Consider the following 25,541-nt stretch of genomic DNA (forward strand, 5'->3'; position numbering starts at 1 on the left):
GAACCGGTGGCCCGGCGCTCGGTGGGCGCGTCGGCCCGCGCGTACCCTGTCCCGGGTGAACGCCACCGATCGCACCCCTGCCGACCTGCTGACTTCCGCGCTCGCCGCGGACCCCGGCCGCCCTCTGGTGACCTTCTACGACGACGCCACGGGTGAACGCGTCGAACTGTCCGTGGCCACCTTCGCCAATTGGGTGGCCAAGACCGCCAACCTCCTCCAGGGCGACCTGGCCGCCGGGCCCGGTGACCGGGTCGCGCTGCTGCTGCCCGCGCACTGGCAGACGGCGGTGTGGCTGCTGGCCTGCTCCTCGGTGGGCGCGGTCGCGGACGTCGACGGGGACCCGGCGGCGGCCGACGTGGTGGTCAGCGGGCCCGACTCGCTCGACGCCGCGCTCGCCTGCACCGGCGAGCGAGTGGCTCTGGCGCTACGGCCGTTGGGCGGGCGCTTCCCGCGGACGCCCGCCGGGTTCGCCGACTACGCCGTGGAAGTGCCGGGCCAGGGCGACCGGTTCGCACCGTTCGCTCCGGTGGACGCGGAGGACGCCGCGCTGATCGTCGCCGGCCGGGAGTTCAGCGGGGCCGAGGTCGTGGAACGGGCCGCGGCGCAGGCGCCGGCGCTGGACCTGACGGGGCCCGGTTCCCGGCTGCTCTCGGGGCTCGCGTACGACACGTGGGAGGGACTGGCCGCGGGGCTGTACGCGCCGCTCGCCGTCGGCGGGTCCGTGGTGCTGTGCCGCCACCTCGACCGGCTGGACGAGGACGCGCTCGCGAAGCGGATCGAGAGTGAGCGGGTGACCGCGGTACGCCGCTGAGAGGAGCGCCGGGCCCGTGCGCGGAGGAGGGCGTCCGGTGGGGGCGACCCACCCGGGCGCCCGGCGGGACGACCGCCCCGACCGCCTCGAGTGCCCCGAGTGCCCGCGGGGGCGACCGATCCGAGTGCCCGGTGCGGGCGACGGACGCGGGTGCCCCTGTGCGGGCGTACACCCGCGCGGCGCAGCGGCGCACACCCGGGCGGCCCCGCGCCCGGGCCGGGCAGCGGTCCCCCGAACGGAGTAACAAAGGGCGCTCCCGCTCCCCTCCCCCCGCCATGGTCGTAGGAGCAGCACATGACGCCCGTACGCCATGAGGGGGTGCCCGGTCGTGACCGAACCCGCAGGTCAGCCCCTCGGTCCCGGCCCCGGGTCCACGGCCACCGGTGACGGACTGCTGGGGCGGCGCAGACGGCGCTGGCTGAAGGGCTCGGCACTCGCGCTCACCGTGCTCGTCGTGGCGGCCTCGGGAGCCGGCTGGATCGTCTACGCCAAGCTCAGCGCCAACATCACGCCCGACGAGGCGGCCGCCGCCGAGCTCGCCCGGTACGAGCGGGAGCGGCCCACCGCGCTGGTGCGGGGCGCCCAGAACATTCTGCTGATCGGCTCCGACACCCGGGCCGGGGACGGCAACGACGAGTACGGCCGGGACCTGGGCAGCGAGCGGTCGGACACGACGATCCTGCTGCACCTGGCCGCCGACCGGCGCAGCGCCACCGCCGTCTCGCTGCCCCGGGACCTGATGGTGGACGTCCCCGGCTGCCGCCGGCCGGACGGCAGCCGCAGCCGGCCGGCGTTCGCGATGTTCAACCACGCGTTCCAGGTGGGCGGTTCCGCCTGCACGATCCGCACCGTCGAGAAACTGACGGGCATCCGCGTCGACCATCACATGGTCGTGGACTTCAGCGGGTTCAAGGAGATGGTGGACGCCGTCGACGGGGTGCAGGTGTGCCTGAAGGAACCCGTCGACGACAAGGCGGCCAAGCTGAAGCTGCCCGCCGGCCGGGTCACCCTCGACGGGGAGCAGGCGCTCGGGTACGTACGGGCGCGCAAGTCGCTCGGGAACGGCAGCGACACCGAGCGGATGGAGCGGCAGCAACTGTTCCTCGGCGCGCTCGTCGACAAGGTGCAGAGCAACGACGTCCTGCTCAACCCGGTGAAGCTGTATCCGGTGCTGGACGCGGCGACCTCCTCGCTGACCACGGATCCGGAACTGGCCAGTCTGCGTGGCTTGTACCAGTTGGTGCGCGGGCTGCGTGACATCCCCACCGAACGTGTGCAGTTCCTGACGGTGCCGAGGGAGTCGTACGTCCACAACGCCAACCGTGATCAACTCGTGGAGCCGGCGGCGGAGAAGCTGTTCGCGCGACTGCGGGCCGACCAGCCGGTGGCCGTGGCCCGGGATCTCCCGGAAAACGCCCCCGGAACGGGCGCACAGGACGGCACCGCGAGCGGCGCCTCTCCCGCCCCCACCTTCAGCGGGAACACCGCCGCCGAGCACGCGTGCGAGTAAGGGCTTCACCAAGACGACGAACTTCCGTTCAGAAAATGAGGTGGATTGCCCGGTTGTAGGGACGTCGAATTTGTCACCGGCGTCGCCCGACGCTGAACTGGGCGGATAGTGTGAGCGATCCGGTGCACCCGACCACGAGGTCCGTCCTGCGGTCGCGCACCGATTCACCGAGACCCGAGCGCCTTGGAGGGGGAAGGCGCCGCGTGGCCCCGACGGAGGATTCGGACAACCGTGGACGCGCAAGGCCGTGGGCGGGCGGAGCACATCGACCCCGCAGACCAGTGGGTACTCAATCCGAACACCGGCGAATACGAACTGCGACTGAGCCCTTCCGCAGCGCAGTCGCCGGTCCCCGGCCCCCGGAGACCCGCCCGGGACAGCGGCGGCGCACCGCGCCGTCGCAACGACGCGAAACCCGGTGGCACACGTGAGATGAGCCGGGTGCGCCCGGGGGACGTGCCGCCGCCGCGCAACCGGCGCAAGGGACCCGAGCCGGAGGCGCCGCAGGGGCGGCGTGCGGCCCGGCGGCCGGTGAAGAAGAAGTCGAAGGCCAAGAAGGCCCTGCTGTGGACCGGCGGGACCATGGCGTTCGTGCTGGTCGCCGTGACCGCCGCCGGGTACCTCTACATCAGGCACCTGAACGGCAACATCACGTCCATCTCCGACGACGGCGCGAGCACGGGCGGTTTCCGCAAGGACGAGGCGATCAACATCCTGCTGATCGGCACCGACAAGCGGACCGGCAAGGGCAACGAGGGCTACGGCGACGCCGGCAGCGTCGGCCACGCGGACACCAACATCCTGCTGCACGTCTCCAAGGACCGCTCCAACGCGACCGCGCTCAGCATCCCGCGCGACCTGATCGTCGACGTCCCGGACTGCCCGACCCAGCAGGAGGACGGCAGCAGCAAGGTCATCAAGGGCACGCCGAGCGCCCGGTTCAACACGAGCCTCGGTCAGGACGACCGTACGCCGAGCTGCACCATGCGCACGGTGACCGAGCTGACCGGCATCAAGCCCGACGACTTCATGGTCGCCGACTTCAACGCGGTCAAGACGCTGACCACGGCGGTCGGCGGGGTCGAGGTGTGCCTGGGCAAGGACATCGACGACGCCGACTCGCACCTGAAGCTGTCGAAGGGCACGCACAACATCTCGGGCGAGCAGGCGCTGGCCTTCGTGCGGACCCGGCACTCCGTGGGCTTCGGCGGCGACCTGAGCCGTATCGGCCTTCAGCAGCAGTTCCTCAGCGCGCTGATGCGCAAGCTCAGTTCCAACGACACGCTCACCAGCCCGGGCAAGATGCTGAAGCTGGCGGAGGCCGGCACCAAGGCGCTGACCGTCGACGACAAACTGGACAGCATCGGGAAGCTGAAGGACCTCGGGATGGAGCTGGGCAAGCTCAATCCGAAGAACCTGACCTTCACCACGGTGCCGGTCGTGGACAACCCGGCCGAGAAGGTCAAGACCACGGTCGTCCTCAACGAGGCGAAGGCTCCCGCGGTCTTCCAGGCGATCAAGGACGACGTCTCCTTCAGTGACGTGAAGAAGAAGGCGAAGGCCGCGAAGGACGCCCAGGCCGCGCGGCTGAAGGGCACCAAGGCGCCCGCCTCCGAGGTGCGGGTGCGCATCCTCAACGGCGGTGCGGCGTCGGGCAGCGCCCAGGCGGCACTCAACTGGCTGCAGAACGACGAGGGCATCTCCAAGTCGGAGAACGCCGGCAACGCGCCCGCCGAACTGGCCAAGACCCAGCTGGAGTACGCGCCCGACCAGGCCGCCCAGGCACGCAAGCTGGCCGCCGTCATGGGGCTTTCCGGCTCCGCTCTGAAGCCGGGCAAGAGCGTGACCAACTCCCAGGGGCTGCCGGCGATGACGCTGACCCTCGGCAAGGACTTCAAGGGCGCGGGTGTCTCCCTCACGCCCGCGACGAAGGCACCGGACGTCGACAAGTCGACGGCGGACAAGGTGCAGTGCGCGCAATAGGCGTGACCGAACGGAGACGGGTTTTTCGCATTCACAGATCGAGTGGAATTCACAGGAATGCGTATCCTGTGCGATGACTTGCAGATGAGGTGCGCCTCGTAGGTAACCCAATGGGCCTGTCGTGCGTCTAACTGGGCGCGTGACGGGCCCGTTGCATGGGCGCAAGGGTGGGGAGGGCAGGGAGATTGGCGCAGAGCGAGGTGCGCGGGGAGGCGCCTGCGGTCGACGGCGCGAAGTCGCCCGCGCCGCAGGCGGATGCGTCGGCGGGCTCGGGACGTCGTACCGGCGGGGGGCCGGGCGGCGGGCCGAGGGCCGACCGGCCGCGACGCGGACGGCGCGCGCTGCGCTGGTCGGCGACCGTGCTGGCGGTGGTGATACTCGGGACGGCGGGCGCCGGATATCTGTACTACGAGCATCTCAACGGCAATATCCACAAGGGCAGACGCAGCAGCGCCGACGACTCAAAGGCGCAGCGGACCCAGCCGAACGCGGCCGGGCAGACCCCGCTGAACATCCTGCTGATCGGCTCCGACAGCCGTAACTCCGACGAGAACGTGAAGCTCGGCGGCAGCCGGGACCACCGCGGCGACCCGCCGCTCGCGGACGTCCAGATGCTCATCCACCTCTCCGCGGACCGCACGAGCGCCGCCATGGTCAGCATTCCGCGCGACACCCGGGTCGACATCCCCAAGTGCACGGACCCGGACACCGGCAAGGTCTATCCGGCGACCAACGACATCATCAACGTCAGCCTGGCCCGGGGCGGGGCCGGTTGCACGCTGGCCACCTGGGAGAACCTCACCGGGGTCTACATCGACCACTGGATGACGATCGACTTCGCGGGTGTGGTGCGGATGGGCAACGCCATCGGGGGTGTCGACGTCTGTGTGAAGCAGAACGTGTGGGACCGCCCGACCGCCTCGGTGCCCGGCGGCTCCGGCCTGAAGATGAAGGCGGGAACGCACAAGGTGAAGGGCGAGAAGGCCCTGCAGTGGCTGCGCACCCGGCACGCCTGGGGCAGCGACCTGATGCGGGCCCGCGCCCAGCACATGTACCTGAACTCGATGATCCGCACGCTGCGGCAGCAGAACGTGTTCACGGACACCGGGCGGCTGATGGACCTCGCGGAGGCGGCCACCAAGTCGCTGACGGTCTCCGAGGAGATCGGCACGGTGAAGAAGCTCTACGACCTGGGCATGCAGATGAAGGAGGTGCCCTCGGACCGGGTCACCTCGCTGACCATGCCCAACGTGCCGGACCAGCGCAACAGCAACCACGTCGTGCCGGACGGGGCCAACGCCGACAAGGTGTGGCGGATGCTCCAGGACGACGTGCCGTTCGACAAGAACGGCAAGCACAAGAAGAAGAAGAAGTCCAAGAAGTACAAGCCGACCGAGGAGCCCTCGCTCGACGCGGGCGGGCTCGGCGTGCTCGTGCAGAACGCCACCCGGAGCTCCACCGAGGCACCGGTGCCCCAGCGGGCGTCGACGATCGCCCGGGCGCTGATCGCGAAGGGCTACGGCAGGGCGAACGCGGACACCTCGGGGACGCTGTCCGAGGAGAAGACGGTCGTGCGGTACCCGAGCGCGGACCTGAAGGGCGACGCGCAGTACGTGGCCAAGGCGCTCGGGCTGCCCATGGACGCGGTGAAGCAGTCGACCGACGTGTCGGGGGTCACGGTCGTCGTCGGCGCGGACTGGCGCACCGGCACGGCCTTCCCCAAGGAGGACACGCCCGAGGCCGGCGACCTGCCCGACGGCAGTGACGCCGTCAACGGCTCGGACACCACCAAGTGCATGGACGTGTACGACGTCTACCGCTGGTAGCCGAGCGCTCGGCCGGCCGTACGCAGGGCCCCCTTCTCGTGGGAGAAGGGGGCCCTGTCGTCAGCTGCCGTGCGCTCAGGCGGCGTTCGCCACCGCCGGCCGCCGGGAGGCGATGACCTTCCGCGCCAGGGACCGCGGGCTGGTCAGGAAGCCCCAGCCCCAGGACATGTGCATGGTGGCCAGGGCCACCGGGATCTGCAGCCGCGCCTTGAGCGGCAGGCCCCTGCCCGCCGGGAGGGAGCCCGCGACGATCGCGGCCAGGTAGCCGCCGGGGACCACGAAGCCCCACGGGGTCAGCGCCACGCCCACCAGGAGGCCGGCCGCCATCGCGCACACCGCGGTCGGCGGGGCCAGGTAGCGCAGGTTGATGGAGCCCGAGTGGTAGCGGGCGACGACGTGCCGCCAGCGGCCGTAGTCCTTGTACTGCTTGGCCAGCGCGCGCACCGAGGGCCGGGGGCGGTACGACACCCTCAGCTCCGGCGAGAACCAGATCAGGCCGCCCGCCTCACGGATGCGGAAGTTCAGCTCCCAGTCCTGGGCGCGGATGAACTCCTCGTTGTAACCGCCCTGCTGCTCCAGGGCCTCCCGGCGGAAGACGCCGAGGTAGACCGTCTCGGCGGGGGCGGCCTGGCCGCCGGTGTGGAAGGCCGCGTTGCCGACGCCGATCTTCGAGGTCATGGCGGCGGCGACCGCGTGCTCCCAGTCGTTCTCGCCCTCGGCGTGCATGATGCCGCCGACGTTCTGCGCGCCGGTCTCCGCGAGGAGGCGGACCGCGGTCGCGATGTAGTTCGGCGAGAGCATGCCGTGGCCGTCGACGCGGACGACGATCGGGTGCCGGGACGCCTTGATCGCCGCGTTCAGCGCAGCGGGCGTACGGCCGGTCGGGTTCGGGACGGTGTGCACACGCGGGTCGTCGGCCACGAGCTCGGCGGCGATCTCGTCCGTGCGGTCCGTGGACGGACCGAGGGCGATCACGACCTCCATCTCGCCGGCGTACTCCTGCGCGAGGATCGCTTGGACGGCCCCGCGCAGATGCCGCTCCTCGTTGAGGACGGGCATGATCACGGAGACAGCGGGGAGCCGCACGTCGGACTTGGCGTTCATAGGACGCTCACGTTACCGCGAACGGGGGACAGCGGTGCGCGCCGCCGGGGCGGGACGGCGGGCTGGAGATCGTATCGGCCTACTGTGCTCACGGATCCCACGTACGGCCTCGTCCGGAGGTGTCCCTTTGCCCAGCCCGCCTCGGCCCCCGTCCCCCACCGCCAAAGGCGCGGGGGGTGTGCCCGGGCCACAGCGCCGCCCGCAGCCACCCCGCCGGGGGCCGCGCCCGCCCGAGCGGCCCGTGCGGTCCGTCCGGCCGCCCCGGCGGCCGCGCTGGGCCATGCGGGCGGTCACCACGCTCTCCGTCGTGGTGCTCGCCTCGGCCGGGATCGGGCACGCGGTCGTCACGAGCCTGGACGCGGGCATCGCCCGGATCGACGCGTTCAAGGACATGAAGAACCGACCCCGGGCCGGCCACGGCATGAACGTCCTGCTGGTCGGCACCGACGGCCGCGACAAGATCAGCGAGCGGGACCGGCGCGCCTTCCGGCTGGGGGGTGCGCCGTGTCACTGCACCGACACCATGATGATCGTGCACATCTCGGAGGACCGGGACCGGGCGACGGTGGTGAGCCTGCCGCGCGACTCCTACGCCGAGACGCCCGAGCACGTCGACCAGAACTCCCGGAAGCGGCACGGCCCGCACCCGGTCAAGCTGAACGCGGCCTACGCCGAGGGCGGTCCCCAGCTGACCATCCGCACGGTCGAGAACATGACCCACGTGAAGATCGACCACTACCTGGAGGTCGACTTCACCAGCTTCATGAGGACCGTGGACGTGCTCGGCGGCGTCAAGGTGTGCACGCCGACGCCGATGAAGGACTCCTACACCGGGCTCGACCTGCCGGCCGGCACGCACACCCTCATGGGCGGGCAGGCGCTGCAGTACGTGCGTGCCCGGCACGTCGACGGGGCGAGCGACCTCGGACGGATGAAGCGGCAGCAGCGGTTCCTGGCGGCGCTGATCGAGAAGACCACGTCGTCCGGTGTGCTGCTGAACCCGATCAGGTTCCGGGACGTGACCCGGGCGGTGCTGGGTTCGGTCCGTGCCGACGAGGGCTTCGGCACCGACGAGCTGCTCGACCTGGGGCGGGCGATGCGGAACTTCTCCCCGTCGTCCTCGGAGTTCACCACCGTGCCCATCGGGCAGCTGAACTACCAGGTCAAGGGCATCGGCTCGACCCTGAAGTGGGACCCGGCCAAGGCGGAGAAGCTCTTCGGCTCGGTGCGCGACGACAAGCCGCTCGCCGTGGACCGCCCGCACCGCGGCCCCGCGCCGGCGCCGGTGGAGGTGGACCCGCGGCAGATCCGGGTGCAGGTGGCGAACGGCACCGGCACCGTCGGGCTCGCCAAGCGGGTCGACGCCGCGCTGACCGCGACCGGCTTCGCCGCCACCCACCAGCCGGTGACCGCGCCCGCCCATGTGCCGCGCACCGTGATCTCCTACGACCCCCGGTGGGACCGCTCGGCCCTGTCCCTGGCGGCGGCCCTGCCCGGCAGCGAGCTGCGGGCCGTCCCCGGCCAGGGACCGCTGCTGAAGCTGACCGTCGGGGCCGACTTCAGGAACGTGCACCAGGTGCGGTTCGAGGACCCCGGGCAGCCGGAGACGAACGTGGTGCGGGGCAACGAGGTGGTGTGCTCCGGAAAGGCCTGACGTCCGGGGCGCGGCCGGGCGCCCGGCGGGTCCGCCTCCCGGCGGGCACCGCCGGGCGGATCACGAGGCGCACTTCACCTGGTCCGCCGTCGTCTTGGGCACGGCCGGGGCCTTCGCCGGGCCGGTGAGCGGTACACCCGCGCCCTTGAAGTCGGCGCCGAGCCTGAGCACCATCGCGGGCAGCCCCTGGGCGTTGGTCTCGCTCCTGCCGGGCTTCAGCGCGGACGCCGGCAGCCCCATCAGGTCGGCCAGTTCGCGGGCCTGCGCCGCCTGGGTGGGCGCGTACTGGAGCGTCGTGCGCTTCTGGTCCGCGCCGGCGTTGCCGAGCTGGCTCGCCTTGGCGACGCCCTTCTCGGTCTGGAGCCAGGCGAGGGTGGTCTGGGCGGAACCGCCGGGCGCACCGGCGTTGTACAGGTCGACCCGCACGTCCGCGGCGGCGGAGCGGGGCCCCTTCAGCTTGGCCGCCTCCTTCGCCTTCTGCTTCTTCTTCACCTCGGTGAAGGACGCGTCGTCCTTGATCATGGTGAAGATCTGCGCGGCGGGGACGGGGTCCACGATCACCGTCTTGTGGAAGGCGCCGTCGGCGGGGTTGTCCTTGACCGGCAGGGTGAGGAAGGTGATGTTCTTCGGCGGCACCTTCTTCAGCTCCAGCGCCACGTCCTTGAGGGTGGTGATGTGGCCGATGCCCTTGTCCACGGTGAGCGCCTTGGTCGCCGTCTCCGCGAGGCCCAAGAGCCGGGTCGGGCTGGTCAGGGTGTCGTCGGACTTCATCTTGCGGAACAGGGAGCCGAGGAACTGCTGCTGGACCTTGATCCGGTCGAGGTCGCTCTGGTTCGCCCAGCTGTGCCGGGTGCGGACGAAGGCCAGGGCCTGCTCGCCCTCGACCTTCGACGGTCCGGCCGGCAGGTCGAGGTGCGACTTCGTGTCCTTCACGGCGTGGTCCAGGCACACCTCGACACCGCCGACGGCCGTCGTCAGCGTCTTCACGGCGTTGAAGTCGGCCATCATGAAGTGGTTCACCGTGACTCCGCCGCCGAGCGCCTCGACGGTGCGGACGGTGCAGCCGGGGTCGCGGCCGAGCTGGCCGAGGCTCTCGTTGAACCGAATGTTCCGGGTGCCGGGGACGGTCTTGAGGGAGCCGTCCTGCTGCCTGGTCGGGCAGTCGGGTATGTCGGTCACCAGGTCCCTGGGGATGCTGAGCGCGGTGGCGTTCGAGCGGTCCTTCGACACGTGCAGCAGGATGTTGGTGTCCGCGTGGCCGAGGCTGTTGGCGTCGCCGTAGCCGGCGTCGCCCTTGCCGGTCCGCTTGTCGGTGCCGATCACCAGGATGCTGAACGCCTTGTCCTTGCTGAAGGAGTCGCTGGTGGCGCCCGCGGTGTCGGTGGTGGTGATGTTGTCGTCGAGGTGCTTGAGATACAGGTAGGCGGCGCCCGCGCCCGCGACCAGGACGAAGGCCAGAGTGCCGCCGGTCCACAGCAGAATCCTTTTGCCTGTGGACTTCTTCTTCGCCTTGCGCTGTCCGCGGCCCGTGGTGCGGCGACGGCCCGGCACCAACGGCTCGGGCGCGGGCCCGGGCTCCGGCGCGGAGCGGGGGCCGGGCACGGCCGGCCGCTCGGTGGCGGGGTCCGGCTGCCGCAGTTCGTACTCGCCCGTGCGGGGGTTCAGCACCCACTGGTCCGCGGGATCGATGTCGTCACCACTGCCACGGAACGGTGCGTCCACGCCTCAGCCCCCCGTCGCGGGCACACGACGAGTGCCCCGCCTCACTCTCCACCTGTAGGACGGCGGCAACCCGCGCGGCCGCCCACCGGATCGCTCACACTATCCCCACAGGTCTCAAACGGAAGCCCGGCGTGATACTTCCCACTTCCGCACAACCCCCCTGCAAAACACGGCAGTTACTAGTCCTGGAAGCCCTCGGCGGCGCGCTTCTCGCGCAGCTCGCGGATCGCGCGGCGGCGGGCCAGGCGGTGGGTGCGGCGGATCTGGGCCTCCTGGTAGCGGCGGCGGTCCCGCTCGGTCTCCGGGACCACCGGCGGCACCCGGCGCGGTTTGCCGTCGCCGTCGACCGCCGCGAAGACCAGGTAGGCCGAGCCGACCTGGGTGGCCGGGGTCGACTCGTTCCAGCGCTCCGCGAGGACCCGGACACCGACCTCCATGGAGGTCCGCCCGGTCCAGTTCACCTGAGCCTTCACATGGACCAGATCGCCGACCCGGACCGGCTCCAGGAACACCATCTCGTCCATGGAGGCGGTGACGGCGGGACCGCCGGAGTGCCGGCCGGCCACGGCGCCCGCGGCGTCGTCGACGAGCTTCATGATCACGCCGCCGTGTACCGTTCCCAGCAGGTTGGTGTCGTTGTGGGTCATGATGTGGCTGAGCGTGGTGCGGGAGGCGGACGTGGGCTTGCCCGGGATGTCGGTTTCCGTGTCCGTGGCCAGGTCTGTCATGCCCTCCACCTTATGCCGAAGCGACATTCACGGAATTTGTGTCAGCTTGGCAACAGCGCCGCTCTGATTTTCCGACAGGCCTTGTAAGGCACACACCCGCGCCCTGCACACTGGTCCGCATGAATGACTGGCCCCAGGGATGGTCCGACGACAACCGCGGCCCGCGCTACGGACGCGGCAGTGCCGGCTCGCAGCCGGAGGGCGCCCGCGTGATGCGTCAGGTGCGGCGCGGCCCGGCGGTACCGCCCGGCCAGCGCTCCGGCTACGGCGACCCCGGTCCGGCGGCGCCGCCGTACGGCAACGGCGTCCCGCAGCAGCCGTCGTACGTCGACGGCCGGGGCTACGACGACGGCCCCGGCCACGACGACTACGACAGCGGCTACAACACCGGCCAGGTCTACGGCGGTGGCGGCCCCGGCGGGCCGCAGGGCGCGCCCGCCCGGGCTCCGCGCCCCGCCCCGAACTGGCGGCGCCGCATCAAGTGGACGGTGATCACACTGGCGACCGTGTTGGTCGTCACATCCGTCGGGACGTACTTCTGGGCCGACTCCAAGCTGCGCCGCGAGGTCGACCTGGGGACGGTCATCGACCGGCCGGAGTCGGGCGACGGCACCAACTACCTGATCGTCGGCTCGGACAGCCGTGAGGGCATGTCCAAGGCGGACGAGAAGAAGCTGCACACCGGCGGCGCCGAGGGCAAGCGCACGGACTCGATGATGATCCTGCACGTCGGCGACAACGGCGACACGCTGATCTCGCTGCCGCGCGACTCGGACGTGGAGATCCCGTCGTACAAGGGGTCGACGTCCGGGAAGACCTATCCCGCGCGCGGCCGGCACACGAAGCTGAACGCCGCCTACGCCGAGGACGGGCCGACGCTGCTGGTCCGCGCGATCGAGTTCAACACCGGCCTGCACATCGACCACTACGTGGAGATCGGCTTCCAGGGCTTCGCGAACATCGTGGACGCGGTGGGCGGTGTCGACATAGACATCGACAAGGGATTCAAGGACAAATGGTCCGGCGCCGACTTCAAGAGCGGCAAGCAGACCCTGGACGGCCAGCAGGCTCTCGCCTTCGTCCGTACCCGGCACGCGTTCGCCGCCTCGGACCTGCAGCGCACCAAGAACCAGCAGAAGTTCCTCGCCGCCCTGGCCCACCAGGTGGCCACGCCCTCCACGGTGCTCAACCCGTTCACGTTCTACCCGACCATGGGCGCGGGTCTGGACTCCCTGATCGTCGACAAGGACATGGGCCTGTGGGACCTGGCCTCGATGTTCTGGGCGATGAAGGGCGTCAACAGCGGTGACGGCACGTCGATGAACATGCCGATCTCCGGCTCCTCCGGCGGCAACCTCGTCTGGGACAAGGCGAAGGTGAAGACCCTCGTGAGCCAGCTGAACAACGACGAGAAGGTCACCGTCTCCGGCAACTAGCGCACCGCGCGTGCGAGCAGCGCCACATGGGGAAGGGCCAGCGGTCCTTCCCCATCGGCGTTTCCGGCGTCCCCGGGCACGAAGGCGGCGCACAGCCGCTCGTACTCCCGCCGGACCGCCGCCACGGTGCCGGCCTCCTGCGAGGTCAGGACCAGGCCCACGGTGGCGACCCCGCCGGCCGCGCCGCCCCACCACTCCTCGACGGTCGTCCGGTGGTCCCAGACCAGTTCCGCCGCCCCGGCGCCGGTGAAGCCGGCCTCGGCGAGCAGGCCGGCGAGACCGTCCGGGGTGCGGGCGAAGTCCTCGGCGGGGTCCAGCCGCGGCAGGTACGACGGCGGTACCGCGCCGCCCGCCGCCAGGGCCCGCCCGAGCAGGTCCTGCCCGGCACCGCGCCGGGCGCCCCACAGCGTCACGGCCAGCCGGCCGCCGGGGCGCAGCACACGGCGCAGCTCGGCGAGGGCGGCGCGGGGCCGGCCGACGTGGTTCAGCACGAAGTTGCCGAGCACGGCGTCGAACTCGCCGTCCCCGAAGGGCAGCCCGGGCAGTACGGCGACCTCGGCGGCGACCCCGCGCCGGCGAGCCTCGGCCACCATCCCGGCGTCGGCGTCCACGGCCCGCACCAGCGCGCCCCGCTCCCCCGCCGCCAGCGCGGCCGTGCCGGTGCCCGTGCCGACGTCGAGCACCCGCGTCCCGGCCGCGACCCCGGCCGCGTCCAGCAGGGCGGGCACCGGGTGCGCGCACAGCCGGCCGAAGCCGCGCGCGTACGCCTCGGTCCGGCCCGCCCACATGGCCCGCTCGGTGGCGTCGAAGGCGTCGGTCGCGTCGCTGGTCGTCATGCGGCCAGCCTGCCGTACACATGATCAAGGGCACCCCGGGGGGGTGCCCTCGACCGATGTCCGGACCGGTCACATACCGGCGCCCGCCATCGCGCGACAGGTCTCCGCGCAGCGGCGACACGCCTCGGCACAGCGCATCATCATCTCGTCGTCCGGCATGGACATACACGCCTCGGCGCACATGTCGCAGACCTTCGCGCACATCGCGCACATCTCCGCGGACATGGGCGAGCGCCGCATCATCATGTCGGCGCACATGCGGGTCGTCTCGGAGCAGTCCATGAGCGCGCGCATGACCTGCATCTGCGCCTGGCCGCCCTTCTGCATGCAGGAGCTCATGGTCTCCTCGCACATGCTGTGGCAGTCCATGCAGGCGGCGATGCACTCCTGCATCTGCGGGGTGAGGGCGGTCATCGTGCCGGAACGGGACTGGGACTGGGTCATGGCTCCTCCTCGCGGCAGGGACCCCGGACGGGCCCTGTGTGCTTCCGTCCTACGTCGGGAAGTGCCGCCCCGCATGTCGACCTACGGCCCTACGGACGCACGAGAGGCGCCCCGCGGGGCGCCTCTCGCCGGTGTCCGGATTCCCTGGCCGCTACGGCAGGTTGCGGGCCATCACGATCCGCTGGACCTGGTTCGTGCCTTCGTAGATCTGCGTGATCTTCGCATCGCGCATCATGCGCTCGACCGGGTAGTCGCGGGTGTAGCCGTACCCGCCGAGGAGCTGGACGGCGTCCGTCGTGACCTCCATCGCCACGTCCGAGGCGAAGCACTTGGCGGCCGCGCCCTGGAAGGTGAGGTCGCTGTCGCCGCGCTCGGAGGCGGCCGCGGCCTGGTAGGTCAGGGCGCGGGCGGCGGCGATCTTCATGGCCATGTCGGCCAGCATGAACTGGATGCCCTGGAAGTCGGCGATCGGCTTGCCGAACTGCTTGCGCTCCTGGACGTAGCCCTTGGCGTAGTCGAGGGCACCCTGCGCGACGCCGAGCGCCTGGGCGGCGATGGTGATGCGGGTGTGGTCGAGGGTCTTCATCGCCGTGGCGAAGCCGGTGCCCTCCTCGCCGATCATGCGGTCGGCGGGGATGCGGACGTTGTCGAAGTAGACCTCGCGGGTCGGGGAGCCCTTGATGCCGAGCTTCTTCTCCGGGGCGCCGAAGGAGACGCCCGGGTCCGACTTCTCGACGACGAAGGCGGAGATGCCCTTGGAGCGCTTCGTCGGGTCGGTGACGGCCATGACCGTGTAGTACTCGGAGACGCCCGCGTTGGTGATCCAGCGCTTCACGCCGTTCAGGATCCAGTGGTCGCCGTCACGGACGGCCTTGGTCTTCATGCCGGCCGCGTCGGAGCCCGCCTCGGGCTCGGAAAGGCAGTACGAGAACATCCCGTCGCCCTTGGCGAGCGGGGCGAGGTACTTCTTCTTCAGGTCCTCGGAGCCGGAGAGGATCACCGGCAGGGAGCCCAGCTTGTTCACCGCGGGGATGAGGGAGGAGGACACGCACGCGCGGGCCACCTCCTCGATCACGATGACGGTGGCGAGCGCGTCGGCGCCGGCGCCGCCGTACTCCTCGGGGACGTGCACGGCGTGCAGGTCGTTGGCCACGAGGGCGTCCAGCGCCTCCTGCGGGAAGCGGGCCTCCTCGTCCACCGCCGCGGCGTACGGCGCGATCTTCGCCTCGACCAGGGAGCGGACGGCGTCCCGGAGCATGTCGTGCTCCTCGGACAGGCGGTACAGGTCGAAGTCAGCCGATCCGGCCACGGTCTCTCACGCTCCAAAGACGCAGTGATACTGACGCTAATTACCGTTAAGTAACTCAAATTTTAGAGGGCCGCCGACGGCACGCCTACGTGACCTACGCGACAGCGGGAAATTGCCCGGTGGACGGCCCGGCTATGCTCGGGCCCGCACGAGAGAGTCCACCGGCTGGAGCGCACCCCCATGAGCCTGAAGATCACCGTGATCGGCACCGGCTATCTCGGCGCCACGCACGCCGCGGCCATGGCCGAGCTCGGCTTCGAGGTGCTGGGGCTCGATGTCGTACCCGAGAAGATCGCCATGCTGGAGCGCGGCGAGACGCCGATGTTCGAGCCGGGCCTGGAGGAGCTGCTGCGCCGGCACGTGGCCGGCTTCGAGGGCGCCTCGGGGCGGCTGCGCTTCACCACCGACTGGGCCGAGGCCGGCGCCTTCGGCGATGTGCACTTCGTGTGCGTGAACACCCCGCAGAAGCACGGCGAGTACGCCTGCGACATGTCGTACGTCGACTCGGCGATCGCCTCGCTCGCCCCCCATCTGCACGGCCCGGCCCTGGTGGTCGGCAAGTCGACGGTGCCGGTGGGTTCGGCCGACCGGCTGGCCACGTACCTCGCCGAGCACGCGCCGGCCGGTGCGGACGCCGAGCTGGCCTGGAACCCGGAGTTCCTGCGCGAGGGTTTCGCCGTGCAGGACACGCTGCACCCCGACCGGATCGTGGCCGGGTTGCGCAGCGAGCGTGCCGAGAAGCTGCTGCGGGAGGTGTACGCGACTCCGATCGGCGAGGGCACGCCGTTCGTGGTGACCGACTTCCCGACCGCGGAGCTGGTGAAGACCGCGGCGAACTCGTTCCTCGCGACCAAGATCTCGTTCATCAACGCGATGGCGGAGGTGTGCGAGGCCGGCGGCGGTGACGTGGCGCGGCTGGCGGAGGCCATCGGGTACGACGACCGGATCGGGAAGAAGTTCCTGCGCGCCGGGATCGGCTTCGGCGGTGGCTGCCTGCCCAAGGACATCCGGGCGTTCATGGCCCGGGCCGGCGAGCTGGGCGCGGACCAGGCGCTGACCTTCCTGCGGGAGATCGACTCCATCAACATGCGCCGGCGCGGGCAGATGGTCGAGATGGCCCGGGAGGCGCTCGGCGGGGGCTCCTTCCTCGGCAAGCGGGTCGCGGTGCTCGGCGCCACCTTCAAGCCCGACTCGGACGACGTCCGTGACTCGCCCGCGCTGAACGTGGCGGGCCAGATCCATCTGCAGGGCGGCCAGGTCACGGTGTACGACCCGAAGGGCATGGACAACGCCCGCAAGGTCTTCCCGACCCTCGGTTACGCGGAGACCGCGCTGGAGGCCGTCCGCGGCGCCGACATCGTGCTGCACCTGACGGAGTGGCGGGAGTTCCGCGAGCTGGACCCGGCGGCGCTCGGCGAGGTCGCCACGGACCGGCTGCTCCTGGACGGGCGCAACGCCCTCGATCCGGAGCTGTGGCGGCGGGCCGGCTGGACCTACCGGGCGATGGGGCGTCCCACCGCCTAGCGGACGCCCGGACACACGTTAAAAGGGGACGCCGGTTCGGCCGAGGCTCAGTCGGCCGAACCGGCGTCTTCCCGCATTCTGCACCACGGCACACATACGTGGCCGATGAACTCCCCGGCGTTCACAGGTGCCGAGGGGGGCGACCGGGCGGTGCGGCGGGTGCCCGGCGTGGGCGAGCGACGCTGCCCGCAGCGACTCGCGCAGGTCCCGCACCGGTTCCAGCTCGCCCGGCAGTCCCGATTCCTTGCACCGGCCGGCTTTGTGTCCGTGCCGACCCCTTGGGGCACCCGTTCTGTCTGTGCGCCTGCTGACCGAGGCGCCCGCCGAACCGTCCCCGAGGAGGACACCATGGCGTCCGTCGCCCGCTTCCGTTCCGTGGTGCTGGACTGTCCCGACCCGCACGCGCTGGCCGCCTTCTACGCGGCGGTGGCCGGCGGCACGCCGCAGGCCGAGGACGACGACTGGGTGGTCCTGGAGGTCCCGGACGGGCCGCGGCTGGCCTTCCAGCGCGCCGAGGGCCACACCCCGCCTCAGTGGCCGCGGGCGGACCGCAACGGCCAGCAGTTCCACCTCGACCTCGACGCGGGGCGGACCTGGGCGGAGGTCGACGCCGCGCACGAGCGGGTCCTGGAGCTGGGGGCCCGTCCGCTGGACCTGGAGGACCGGGAGACGAAGGACTTCCAGGTGTACGCGGACCCGGCCGGACATCCGTTCTGCCTGTGCCGGATCGAGGAGCCCTGAGCCGTCCGGCAGCCGTACCGGAATACACGAGGGCGGGGTGGCCGGCACGGCCGGCCACCCCGCCCTCGGCGCTCAGCCCTCGGCGCCGTCGAGCGACTCGATCGTGGCGTTGGACGCCGCGCGCGTCGCCCGGAGGCCGCGCGCCACGTCCTCGGCCGCGCCGAGCATCCGCACCGCGTTCTTCCAGGTCAGCTTGGCCAGGTCGGCCGTGGACCAGCCGCGGTCCAGCAGCTCGGCGAGCAGGTTCGGGTAACCGGAGACGTCGTTCAGGCCGTCCGGGGTGAACGCCGTGCCGTCGTAGTCGCCGCCGATGCCCAGATGGTCGATGCCGGCCACCTCGCGCATGTGGTCCAGGTGGTCCGCGACGGTGGACACCGTGGCGACCGGCCGCGGGGTGCGCTCCTCGAACTCCCGGTGGATCTTCATCGCCTCGGGGCTGGTGTCCAGGTGGTGCAGGCCGTGCGCGCGCATGTTCTCGTCGGCCGCGGCGGTCCAGTCCACGGCCGCCTGGAGGACGAACTTCGGCACGAACGTCACCATCGCCACGCCGCCGTTGGCGGACAGCCGCTCCAGCACGTCGTCGGGGATGTTGCGCGGGTGGTCGCACACCGCGCGCGAGGAGGAGTGCGAGAAGACCACTGGCGCGGAACTGGCGTCCAGCGCGTCCCGCATGGTCGTCGCCGCCACGTGCGAGAGGTCGACGAGCATGCCGAGCCGGTTCATCTCCCGGACGACCTCACGGCCGAACGCGGTGAGACCGCCCGCCTTCGGCTCGTCGGTCGCCGAGTCCGCCCAGTCCACGTTGAAGTTGTGGGTGAGCGTCATGTACCGCACCCCGAGCTCGTACAGCCCGCGCAGCGTGCCGAGGGAGTTGGCGATGGAGTGACCGCCCTCGGCCCCCATCAGGGAGGCGATACGGCCGTCCCGGCGCGCCGCCTCCATGTCCCCGGCGGTCAGCGCGGGCGCCAGGTCGGCGGGGTAGCGGGCCAGCATCTGCCGGACGCAGTCGATCTGCTCCAGCGTCGCCGCGACCGGCGCCGGCTGCTCGCACGGCACGTACACCGACCAGTACTGCGCGCCGACGCCGCCCTCGCGCAGCCGCGGGATGTCGGTGTGCAGGCGGTCGTGCTGGTGGCCGCCGATGTCCAGGGCGTCGAGGTCGTAGCGGGCCTGCTTGCGCAGCGCCCACGGCAGGTCGTTGTGTCCGTCGACGACCGGGAACTCGCGCAGCAGCGCACGGGCCGCGTCCAGCGAGGCCGAGGAGGTCATGCGCGTCACTTCCCGAAGCCGAAGCCGCTCGCGCCCTCGACCTTGGACCGCAGCCGCTTGCCCTTCTCGGTGGCCTGGTCGTTGAGGTCCTGCAGGAAGTCACGCATCTTGTGCAGCAGGTCCTCGTCGTGCGCGGCGAGCATCCGGGCCGCGAGCAGACCGGCGTTGCGGGCGCCGGCGACGGAGACGGTGGCGACCGGGACACCGGCCGGCATCTGCACGATCGACAGCAGGGAGTCCATGCCGTCGAGGTACTTCAGCGGCACCGGGACGCCGATGACGGGCAGCGGCGTCACGGAGGCGAGCATGCCCGGCAGATGGGCGGCGCCGCCCGCACCGGCGATGATCACCTTCAGACCGCGGTCGGCGGCCTGCTCGCCGTACGCGATCATCTCGCGGGGCATGCGGTGCGCGGAGACGACGTCGACCTCGTAGGCGATCTCGAACTCGTCGAGGGCCTTGGCGGCGGCCTCCATGACGGGCCAGTCGGAGTCCGACCCCATGACGATGCCAACAACGGGGCTCATTCGGTGATGGTGCCTCTCAGGTAGCCGGCTGCGTGACGGGCGCGCTCCAGCACGTCGTCCAGGTCGTCGCCGTAGGTGTTGACGTGTCCGACCTTGCGGCCGGGCTTCACGTCCTTGCCGTACATGTGGATCTTGAGCTTGGGGTCGCGTGCCATGCAGTGCAAGTAGGCGGAGTACATGTCCGGGTAGTCACCCCCGAGCACGTTGACCATCACCGTCCACGGGGCGCGGGGGCGCGGGTCGCCGAGCGGCAGGTCGAGGACCGCGCGCACATGGTTGGCGAACTGCGAGGTGATCGCGCCGTCCATGGTCCAGTGCCCGGAGTTGTGCGGGCGCATGGCGAGCTCGTTGACGAGGATGCGGCCGTCGCGGGTCTGGAACAGCTCGACGGCGAGGTGCCCGACGACGCCCAGCTCCTTGGCGATGCTCAGCGCCATCCGCTCGGCCTGCAGGGCCAGGCCCTCGTCCAGGCCGGGCGCGGGGGCCACGACCGTGTCGCACACGCCGTTCACCTGCTGGGACTCGACCACCGGGTAGGCGACGGCCTGGCCGTGCGGGGAGCGTACGACGTTGGCGGCCAGCTCGCGGACGTAGTCGACCTTCTCCTCGGCGAGGACGGGGACGCCCGCCCGGAACGGGTCGGCGGCCTCCTCGACGGAGTCGACGACCCACACGCCCTTGCCGTCGTAGCCGCCGCGGACGGTCTTGAGGACGACCGGGAAGCCGTCGCCCTCCGCCGCGAAGGCGGCGACGTCCTGCGGATCGGCGACGATCCGGTGCCGTGGGCACGGGACGCCGATCGCGTCGAGCCTGGCGCGCATCACCCCCTTGTCCTGGGCGTGCACCAGGGCGTCGGGCCCGGGGCGCACGGGGATGCCGTCCGCCTCCAGGGCCCTGAGGTGCTCGGTGGGTACATGTTCGTGATCGAAGGTGATCACGTCGCAACCGCGCGCGAACTCGCGCAGCGTGTCGAGATCGCGATAGTCGCCGACGACGACTTCGCTCACGACCTGCGCCGCGGAATCCTGAGGGGTGTCACTGAGGAGCTTGAACCTGATGCCCAACGGGATGCCCGCTTCGTGCGTCATACGCGCGAGCTGCCCCCCGCCGACCATGCCGACTACCGGGAACGTCACACCCCTAGCGTATCGGCCACGCCGGGGGTGCCCCGATCGCGTCCCTCGCACAGCCTCTTACCCAGCGCTTTCCCGTCTCTTTCCAACCCGTTTCCCTGCCGTGGCCGGGTCCACAGGCGTGGGCGGGTCCGGCTGGATAGCATGGCCAGGTTGGTGAAACCTACGGACGGGAGCTGCACAGCCATGGAACCTCGTTCCTCGGGGCTGCAACGGCTCGTACGCGAGGTGGCCAAGTTCGGCGCCGTCGGCGGCGCCGGGGTCCTTGTGAATCTCGGCGTGTTCAACCTGGTCCGGCACGTCTCCGACCTGCCGGTGGTGCGCGCCAGCATCATCGCGACCGTCGTGGCGATCGCCTTCAACTACGTCGGCTTCCGTTACTGGACGTACCGGGACCGCGACAAGGGCGGGCGCACCAAGGAACTCACGCTGTTCCTGCTGTTCAGCGCCGTGGGCCTGGTGATCGAGAACGGCGTGCTCTACCTGGCGACCTACGGCTTCGGCTGGGACAGCCCGCTGCAGAGCAACATCTTCAAGTTCGTCGGCATCGGCGTCGCCACCCTGTTCCGCTTCTGGTCGTACCGCACCTGGGTCTTCCGGGCCCTGCCGGCCCGCGAGGCCGAGTCGATCCTGGCGGCGGAGGCGAAGCACCCGGCCGCCCCGAACAAGCAGCAGCCCCAGAAGCGCCAGGGCCCGAAGCAGCGGGTCCCGTAGGGCACCGACCCCTCCGGGGGTGGAGCGGGCCGCACGACCAGTGAGCCGGCATACCGGGAACCGGCGACTCATTCCCGCGCAACGGATCCGCAGCCTGCGCCGGGCCGCCCGCCGGCCCGAGGACAGCCGGCCCGCGTGCCCTCCGTTCGGTCGGGCCCGGGCTAGCGGACCGTCGGGTGGGGCTCGTCCGGTTTGCGGGTCGGGGGGGTTCGGGAGAGGAAGAGGCCGAAGACCGGGGGCTGGGCCTGGAGGAGTTCGAGGCGGCCACCGTCGGCCTCCGCGAGGTCGCGGGCGACGGCGAGACCGATGCCCGTGGAGTTGCGGCCGCTGATCGTGCGCTCGAAGATCCGCGCCCCCAGGTCGGCCGGCACGCCGGGACCCTCGTCGGTGATCTCGATGACGGCCTGGTTGCCGGTGACCCGGGTGCGCAGGGCGACCGTGCCGCCTCCGTGCATCAGCGAGTTCTCGATCAGCGCGGCCAGCACCTGGGCGACCGCGCCCGGCGTGCCGACGGCCTGGAGGTGCCGCTTGCCGGAGCTCACGATGGCCCGGCCCACCGAGCGGTAGGCGGGTCGCCACTCGGCGAGCTGCTGCTGGATGACCTCGTCCAGGTCGAAGGTGACGGCGGAGCCGGTACGCGGATCGCGGGAGTTCGTGAGCAGCCGCTCCACGACGTCCGTCAGCCGCTCGACCTGCGTGAGCGCGACGTTCGCCTCCTCCTTCACCGTGTCCGGGTCGTCGGTGAGGGTGATCTCCTCCAGCCGCATGGACAGCGCGGTCAACGGCGTGCGCAGCTGGTGGGAGGCGTCGGCCGCGAGCCGCCGCTCGGCGGTCAGCATGCGCCCGATCCGCTCGGCCGAGGAGTCCAGCACATCGGCGACCCGGTCCAGCTCGGGGACGCCGTAGCGCTTGTGCCGCGGGCGCGGGTCCCCGGAGCCGAGGCGTTCGGCGGTCTCGGCGAGGTCGGTCAGCGGGGAGGCGAGCCGGTTGGCCTGCCGTACGGCGAGCAGCACGGCCGCGACCACCGCCAGCAGCGCCACCAGCCCGATGATCAGCAGGGTCCGGCCGACCTCACGGGTCACCGAGGAGCGCGGCTCCTGCACGGTGACCGTCTCGCCCTCCTCGCCGTGCTGCGTGGAGTGGATGACGTCGCCCTGCGGCTTGGTGCCGATCTCGATCGGCGCCTTGCCGGGCATGGTGATCAGCACGTACTGGTCCTTGCCGACCGGATTGCGCAGGACGTTCGCGTTGACCTTCTCCTCGGCCAGCACCCGGCTGTCGATGATGCTCGCCAGCCGCAGCGCCTCGGACTCCACCCGTTCCTGGGCGCTGTTGCTGATCGTCCGGGTCTCGACGATCACCAGGGAGAGGCCGAAGACGGCGATCACCACGAGAACGACGGCGAGGGTGGACTGGATGAGACGTCGGCGCATGTCCTGTTACCCGAGCAGGCCCTGAGGGCGCGGCTCTCTCAGCTCTCTCAGCTCTTCTCGAAACGGAAGCCGACGCCGCGCACGGTCGCGATGTACCGGGGGTTCGCCGCGTCGTCCCCGAGCTTCTTGCGCAGCCAGGAGATGTGCATGTCGAGGGTCTTCGTCGACGACCACCACGTGGTGTCCCAGACCTCGCGCATCAGCTGGTCGCGCGTGACGACCCGGCCGGCGTCCCGCACCAGCACGCGCAGCAGGTCGAACTCCTTCGCCGTGAGCTGCAGCTCCTCGTCGCCCATCCACGCCCGGTGCGACTCGACGTCGATCCGCACACCGTGGGTGGCCGGCGGCTGCTGCGGCTCGGCGGCACCGCGCCGGAGCAGCGCCCGCACCCGGGCGAGCAGTTCGGCGAGCCGGAAGGGCTTGGTCACGTAGTCGTCGGCGCCCGCGTCCAGGCCGACGACGGTGTCCACCTCGTCGGCGCGCGCGGTGAGGATGAGGATCGGCACGGTGTGGCCGTCGGCACGCAGCCGGCGGGCCACCTCCAGGCCGTCCATCCCGGGCAGGCCCAGGTCCAGCACGACCAGGTCGACACCGCCCTGCATGCCGGCGTCGAGTGCGGTGGGGCCGTCCTCGCGCACCTCGACCTCGTAACCTTCGCGGCGCAGGGCGCGGGCCAGCGGCTCCGAGATGGACGCGTCGTCCTCGGCGAGCAGTACACGGGTCATGAGGTGATGGTAGACCGCCCGTGCGCGGTGCTGGGGTGTGATCGCTTCCAGGGATTCTTACCTTTGCGGCGCACTGGTACGAACCATTGACCTGGGGATGCGATCGTAGAAGGGACCTTCGAAACGTGACCCGCGGTTCCTCCGACACCTGTGATCCGCGTCTCAAGTCCTTCCATATCCGGCAGTGTCCTGACGTAGAGTGACGTGAACGCCTCTAGCACACCGGGGACCTTTGGCGAGCACTTGACGCTGAGGGTCTCTTTTGTGTGCGGGCTGATCAAGATCAGCCTCAACAGGAATGACCTCTGGCCGGGCTCCGGGCGCAGCGACGCGTCCCGGGGCGTGGATCCCGGTGGTCGCCGTCCACCGCTCCGTGATCCGGCAGCGGACTCCCCCCGGGCGTGGGGGTGGACGACCGACCCCGCCGGTGCCGGCCGACACCCCCACCGGGCGCGCAACGCTCCACCGCGCGTCCCGACCAGCAAGGAACGACCATGGCGTCCAGCCTGACGAAGGACTCGGTCCGCCCGGGCACCCCCGGCTCCGAGAAGACCTTCTTCGGCCACCCCCGCGGACTGGCCACTCTCTTCATGACCGAGATGTGGGAGCGCTTCTCCTACTACGGCATGAGGGCCCTGCTCCCGCTGTACCTGGTCGCCCCGAGCGGCCTGCACCTGAACGCGGGCACGGCGACCGCGATCTACTCGGTGTACGTGTCGCTCGTGTACCTGCTCGCCCTTCCCGGCGGCTGGTTCGCGGACCGCGTCCTCGGTCCCCGCAAGACGGTGGCCGTCTCCGGTCTGATCATCATGCTCGGCCACCTGTGCCTGGCTCTGCCGGTCTCGGCCAGCTTCTTCGTGGGCCTCGGTCTCGTCGCCATCGGCTCGGGTCTGCTGAAGGCCAACATCTCCACGATGGTCGGCCACCTGTACAAGGGCGCCGACGACCCGCGCCGTGACGGTGGCTTCACGCTGTTCTACATCGGCATCAACCTGGGCGCCTTCGCCGCTCCGCTGGTCATCGGCACCGTCGGCGAGAACGTCAACTGGCACATCGGCTTCGCGCTGGCCGCGCTCGGCATGGCGCTGGGCCTCGCCCAGTACCTGCTCGGCGGCCGCCACCTGAGCGAGAAGTCCAGCGTCGTCCCGACGCCGCTGTCCGCCGCCGAGAAGGCCGCCACGCTGCGCAAGGGCCTGATCTGGCTGGGCATCGCCGCGGTCTTCTACGCCACCGTCGGCTTCTCCGGTCACTTCACGCTGAACTGGGCGCTGATCCCGCTCACCCTCATCGGTCTGATCGTCCCGATACTGGTGATCGCCCGTATCCGCCGGGACAAGGACCTGGACGCCGCCGAGAAGTCGAAGGTGTCGGCCTACGTCTGGTTCTTCGTGGCCGCGGCCGTCTTCTGGATGATCTACGACCAGGGTGGCTCGACCCTGTCGCTGTTCGCCGAGGGCAAGGCCGAGAACTCGGTCTTCGGCTGGGAGTTCCCGGTCTCCTGGTACCAGTCGGTCAACCCCGTCATGATCATGGCGCTGGCGCCGGTGTTCGCCTGGCTGTGGCTGTGGCTGAACCGCCGCGGCAAGGAGCCGAGCACGATCGTGAAGTTCTCGTCCGGCCTGGTGCTGGTCGGTGCGTCCTTCTTCCTCTTCCTCGCCCCGCTGTCGATCGCCGAGGGCGGTCACAAGGCCGCGGCGATGTGGCTGGTCGCGATCTACTTCGTGCAGACCGTCGGTGAGCTGACGCTGTCGCCGGTGGGCCTGTCGGTGACGACGAAGATGGCGCCGAAGAAGTACGCCTCGCAGATGATGGGCGTCTGGTTCCTCGCGGTCACCGCGGGCGACTCGATCACCGCGCTGCTGTCGAACCCGGCCGTCGGCGGGGTCAACCTCGACCGGATGGGCTTCGTCGGCCTGGAGGCCGCGCTCGCCGTGGTCGCCGGTTTCGCGGTCTGGATGTACCGCCGGAAGGTCAACGCCCTGATGGGCGACGTGCGCTGACCGCCCGGACCTGATCGGCGAAGGGCCGCCGCATCCCTGGGGATGCGGCGGCCCTTCGGCGTACGCGGCACCGGTGCGCCGGCCCACCACCGGTCACCCGTGTGGGCCCGCG

The 25,541-nt window shown here is 71.0% G+C and carries 21 protein-coding genes; 10 read left to right on the forward strand and 11 right to left on the reverse strand.

Going from position 1 to position 25,541, the window contains the following annotated elements:
• The first annotated feature begins 55 nt into the window (after window positions 1–55).
• From ACF08B_RS31090 to ACF08B_RS31105, 4 genes are all read left to right on the forward strand, one after another.
• Window positions 56–811, forward strand: a complete 756-nt coding sequence (locus ACF08B_RS31090) for a TIGR03089 family protein (RefSeq protein WP_392320479.1) — start codon at window positions 56–58, stop codon at window positions 809–811.
• A gap of 310 nt (window positions 812–1,121) precedes the next feature.
• Window positions 1,122–2,321 carry an LCP family protein gene (locus ACF08B_RS31095; RefSeq protein WP_392320480.1) on the forward strand — a complete coding sequence of 400 codons (1,200 nt, stop codon included), beginning with the start codon at window positions 1,122–1,124 and terminating at the stop codon, window positions 2,319–2,321.
• 231 nt (window positions 2,322–2,552) lie between these two features.
• The gene (locus tag ACF08B_RS31100) at window positions 2,553–4,304 is read left to right on the forward strand and encodes an LCP family protein (protein ID WP_392320481.1); all 1,752 of its coding nucleotides are present in this window, start codon (window positions 2,553–2,555) and stop codon (window positions 4,302–4,304) included.
• Between the two features lie 185 nt (window positions 4,305–4,489).
• Complete coding sequence (locus ACF08B_RS31105; RefSeq protein ID WP_392320482.1) at window positions 4,490–6,130, forward strand: LCP family protein; 1,641 nt, start codon at window positions 4,490–4,492, stop codon at window positions 6,128–6,130.
• A gap of 75 nt (window positions 6,131–6,205) precedes the next feature.
• On the opposite strand, the gene ACF08B_RS31110 is transcribed toward ACF08B_RS31105, so the two are convergent.
• Entirely contained in the window at window positions 6,206–7,234 is a 1,029-nt protein-coding gene (locus tag ACF08B_RS31110; RefSeq protein WP_093477122.1) for a glycosyltransferase family 2 protein, read from the reverse strand.
• Window positions 7,235–7,514: 280 nt separating this feature from the next.
• Here ACF08B_RS31110 and ACF08B_RS31115 point away from each other — a divergent pair, with 280 nt between their 5' ends.
• Window positions 7,515–8,888, forward strand: a complete 1,374-nt coding sequence (locus ACF08B_RS31115; RefSeq protein ID WP_392320579.1) for an LCP family protein — start codon at window positions 7,515–7,517, stop codon at window positions 8,886–8,888.
• Window positions 8,889–8,948: 60 nt separating this feature from the next.
• On the opposite strand, the gene ACF08B_RS31120 is transcribed toward ACF08B_RS31115, so the two are convergent.
• Together ACF08B_RS31120 and ACF08B_RS31125 are read right to left on the reverse strand one after the other, a co-directional pair.
• Entirely contained in the window at window positions 8,949–10,610 is a 1,662-nt protein-coding gene (locus ACF08B_RS31120) for an LCP family protein (RefSeq protein ID WP_392320483.1), read from the reverse strand.
• 179 nt (window positions 10,611–10,789) lie between these two features.
• Window positions 10,790–11,365 (reverse strand): acyl-CoA thioesterase, encoded by a 576-nt coding sequence (locus ACF08B_RS31125; protein ID WP_093477118.1) that lies wholly within the window; start codon window positions 11,363–11,365, stop codon window positions 10,790–10,792.
• Between the two features lie 92 nt (window positions 11,366–11,457).
• Between ACF08B_RS31125 and ACF08B_RS31130 the strand changes: the two genes are divergently transcribed.
• Complete coding sequence (locus ACF08B_RS31130; RefSeq protein WP_392320484.1) at window positions 11,458–12,774, forward strand: LCP family protein; 1,317 nt, start codon at window positions 11,458–11,460, stop codon at window positions 12,772–12,774.
• Here ACF08B_RS31130 and ACF08B_RS31135 read toward each other — a convergent pair.
• The 3 genes from ACF08B_RS31135 to ACF08B_RS31145 form a co-directional block, all read right to left on the reverse strand.
• Window positions 12,771–13,610 carry a class I SAM-dependent methyltransferase gene (locus ACF08B_RS31135; protein WP_392320485.1) on the reverse strand — a complete coding sequence of 280 codons (840 nt, stop codon included), beginning with the start codon at window positions 13,608–13,610 and terminating at the stop codon, window positions 12,771–12,773. The genes ACF08B_RS31130 and ACF08B_RS31135 overlap by 4 nt on opposite strands.
• A 69-nt stretch (window positions 13,611–13,679) precedes the next feature.
• On the reverse strand, window positions 13,680–14,054 hold the full coding sequence (locus ACF08B_RS31140) for a four-helix bundle copper-binding protein (protein WP_392320486.1): 375 nt from the start codon (window positions 14,052–14,054) through the stop codon (window positions 13,680–13,682).
• A 151-nt stretch (window positions 14,055–14,205) separates the two neighbouring features.
• Entirely contained in the window at window positions 14,206–15,363 is a 1,158-nt protein-coding gene (locus ACF08B_RS31145) for an acyl-CoA dehydrogenase (protein WP_093696573.1), read from the reverse strand.
• Window positions 15,364–15,543: 180 nt separating this feature from the next.
• Between ACF08B_RS31145 and ACF08B_RS31150 the strand changes: the two genes are divergently transcribed.
• Together ACF08B_RS31150 and ACF08B_RS31155 are read left to right on the forward strand one after the other, a co-directional pair.
• The gene (locus ACF08B_RS31150; protein ID WP_392320487.1) at window positions 15,544–16,887 is read left to right on the forward strand and encodes a UDP-glucose dehydrogenase family protein; all 1,344 of its coding nucleotides are present in this window, start codon (window positions 15,544–15,546) and stop codon (window positions 16,885–16,887) included.
• 348 nt (window positions 16,888–17,235) lie between these two features.
• Window positions 17,236–17,628, forward strand: coding sequence for a VOC family protein (locus ACF08B_RS31155; RefSeq protein WP_392320488.1), 393 nt, complete (start codon window positions 17,236–17,238; stop codon window positions 17,626–17,628).
• Window positions 17,629–17,700: 72 nt separating this feature from the next.
• Here ACF08B_RS31155 and ACF08B_RS31160 read toward each other — a convergent pair whose 3' ends face one another.
• Genes ACF08B_RS31160 through ACF08B_RS31170 form a run of 3 tightly spaced genes read right to left on the reverse strand, consistent with a single transcriptional unit; the run spans window position 17,701 to window position 20,560 of the window.
• Window positions 17,701–18,897 (reverse strand): dipeptidase, encoded by a 1,197-nt coding sequence (locus tag ACF08B_RS31160; protein WP_392320489.1) that lies wholly within the window; start codon window positions 18,895–18,897, stop codon window positions 17,701–17,703.
• A gap of 5 nt (window positions 18,898–18,902) precedes the next feature.
• Window positions 18,903–19,424: a 5-(carboxyamino)imidazole ribonucleotide mutase gene (gene purE, locus ACF08B_RS31165; protein ID WP_392320490.1), complete on the reverse strand. Its 522-nt coding sequence runs from the start codon at window positions 19,422–19,424 to the stop codon at window positions 18,903–18,905.
• Entirely contained in the window at window positions 19,421–20,560 is a 1,140-nt protein-coding gene (locus ACF08B_RS31170) for a 5-(carboxyamino)imidazole ribonucleotide synthase (protein ID WP_392320491.1), read from the reverse strand. The genes purE and ACF08B_RS31170 overlap by 4 nt, the downstream gene beginning before the upstream one ends.
• Before the next feature lie 183 nt (window positions 20,561–20,743).
• Between ACF08B_RS31170 and ACF08B_RS31175 the strand changes: the two genes are divergently transcribed.
• Window positions 20,744–21,271, forward strand: a complete 528-nt coding sequence (locus ACF08B_RS31175; protein ID WP_392320492.1) for a GtrA family protein — start codon at window positions 20,744–20,746, stop codon at window positions 21,269–21,271.
• Window positions 21,272–21,432: 161 nt separating this feature from the next.
• Here the strand turns inward: ACF08B_RS31175 and ACF08B_RS31180 are convergent, their stop codons facing one another.
• Together ACF08B_RS31180 and ACF08B_RS31185 are read right to left on the reverse strand one after the other, a co-directional pair.
• A complete protein-coding gene (locus tag ACF08B_RS31180; protein ID WP_392320493.1) occupies window positions 21,433–22,704 on the reverse strand; it encodes an ATP-binding protein in 1,272 nt (423 codons plus the stop codon).
• Window positions 22,705–22,751: 47 nt separating this feature from the next.
• Entirely contained in the window at window positions 22,752–23,429 is a 678-nt protein-coding gene (locus ACF08B_RS31185; RefSeq protein WP_020940464.1) for a response regulator transcription factor, read from the reverse strand.
• Window positions 23,430–23,923: 494 nt separating this feature from the next.
• Between ACF08B_RS31185 and ACF08B_RS31190 the strand changes: the two genes are divergently transcribed.
• The gene (locus tag ACF08B_RS31190) at window positions 23,924–25,429 is read left to right on the forward strand and encodes an oligopeptide:H+ symporter (protein WP_093477098.1); all 1,506 of its coding nucleotides are present in this window, start codon (window positions 23,924–23,926) and stop codon (window positions 25,427–25,429) included.
• The last annotated feature ends 112 nt before the right edge of the window (window positions 25,430–25,541 follow it).

The organism is Streptomyces sp. NPDC015139 (assembly GCF_043079785.1).
In the GTDB taxonomy this organism is placed as follows: Bacteria; Actinomycetota; Actinomycetes; order Streptomycetales; family Streptomycetaceae; genus Streptomyces; species Streptomyces albidocamelliae.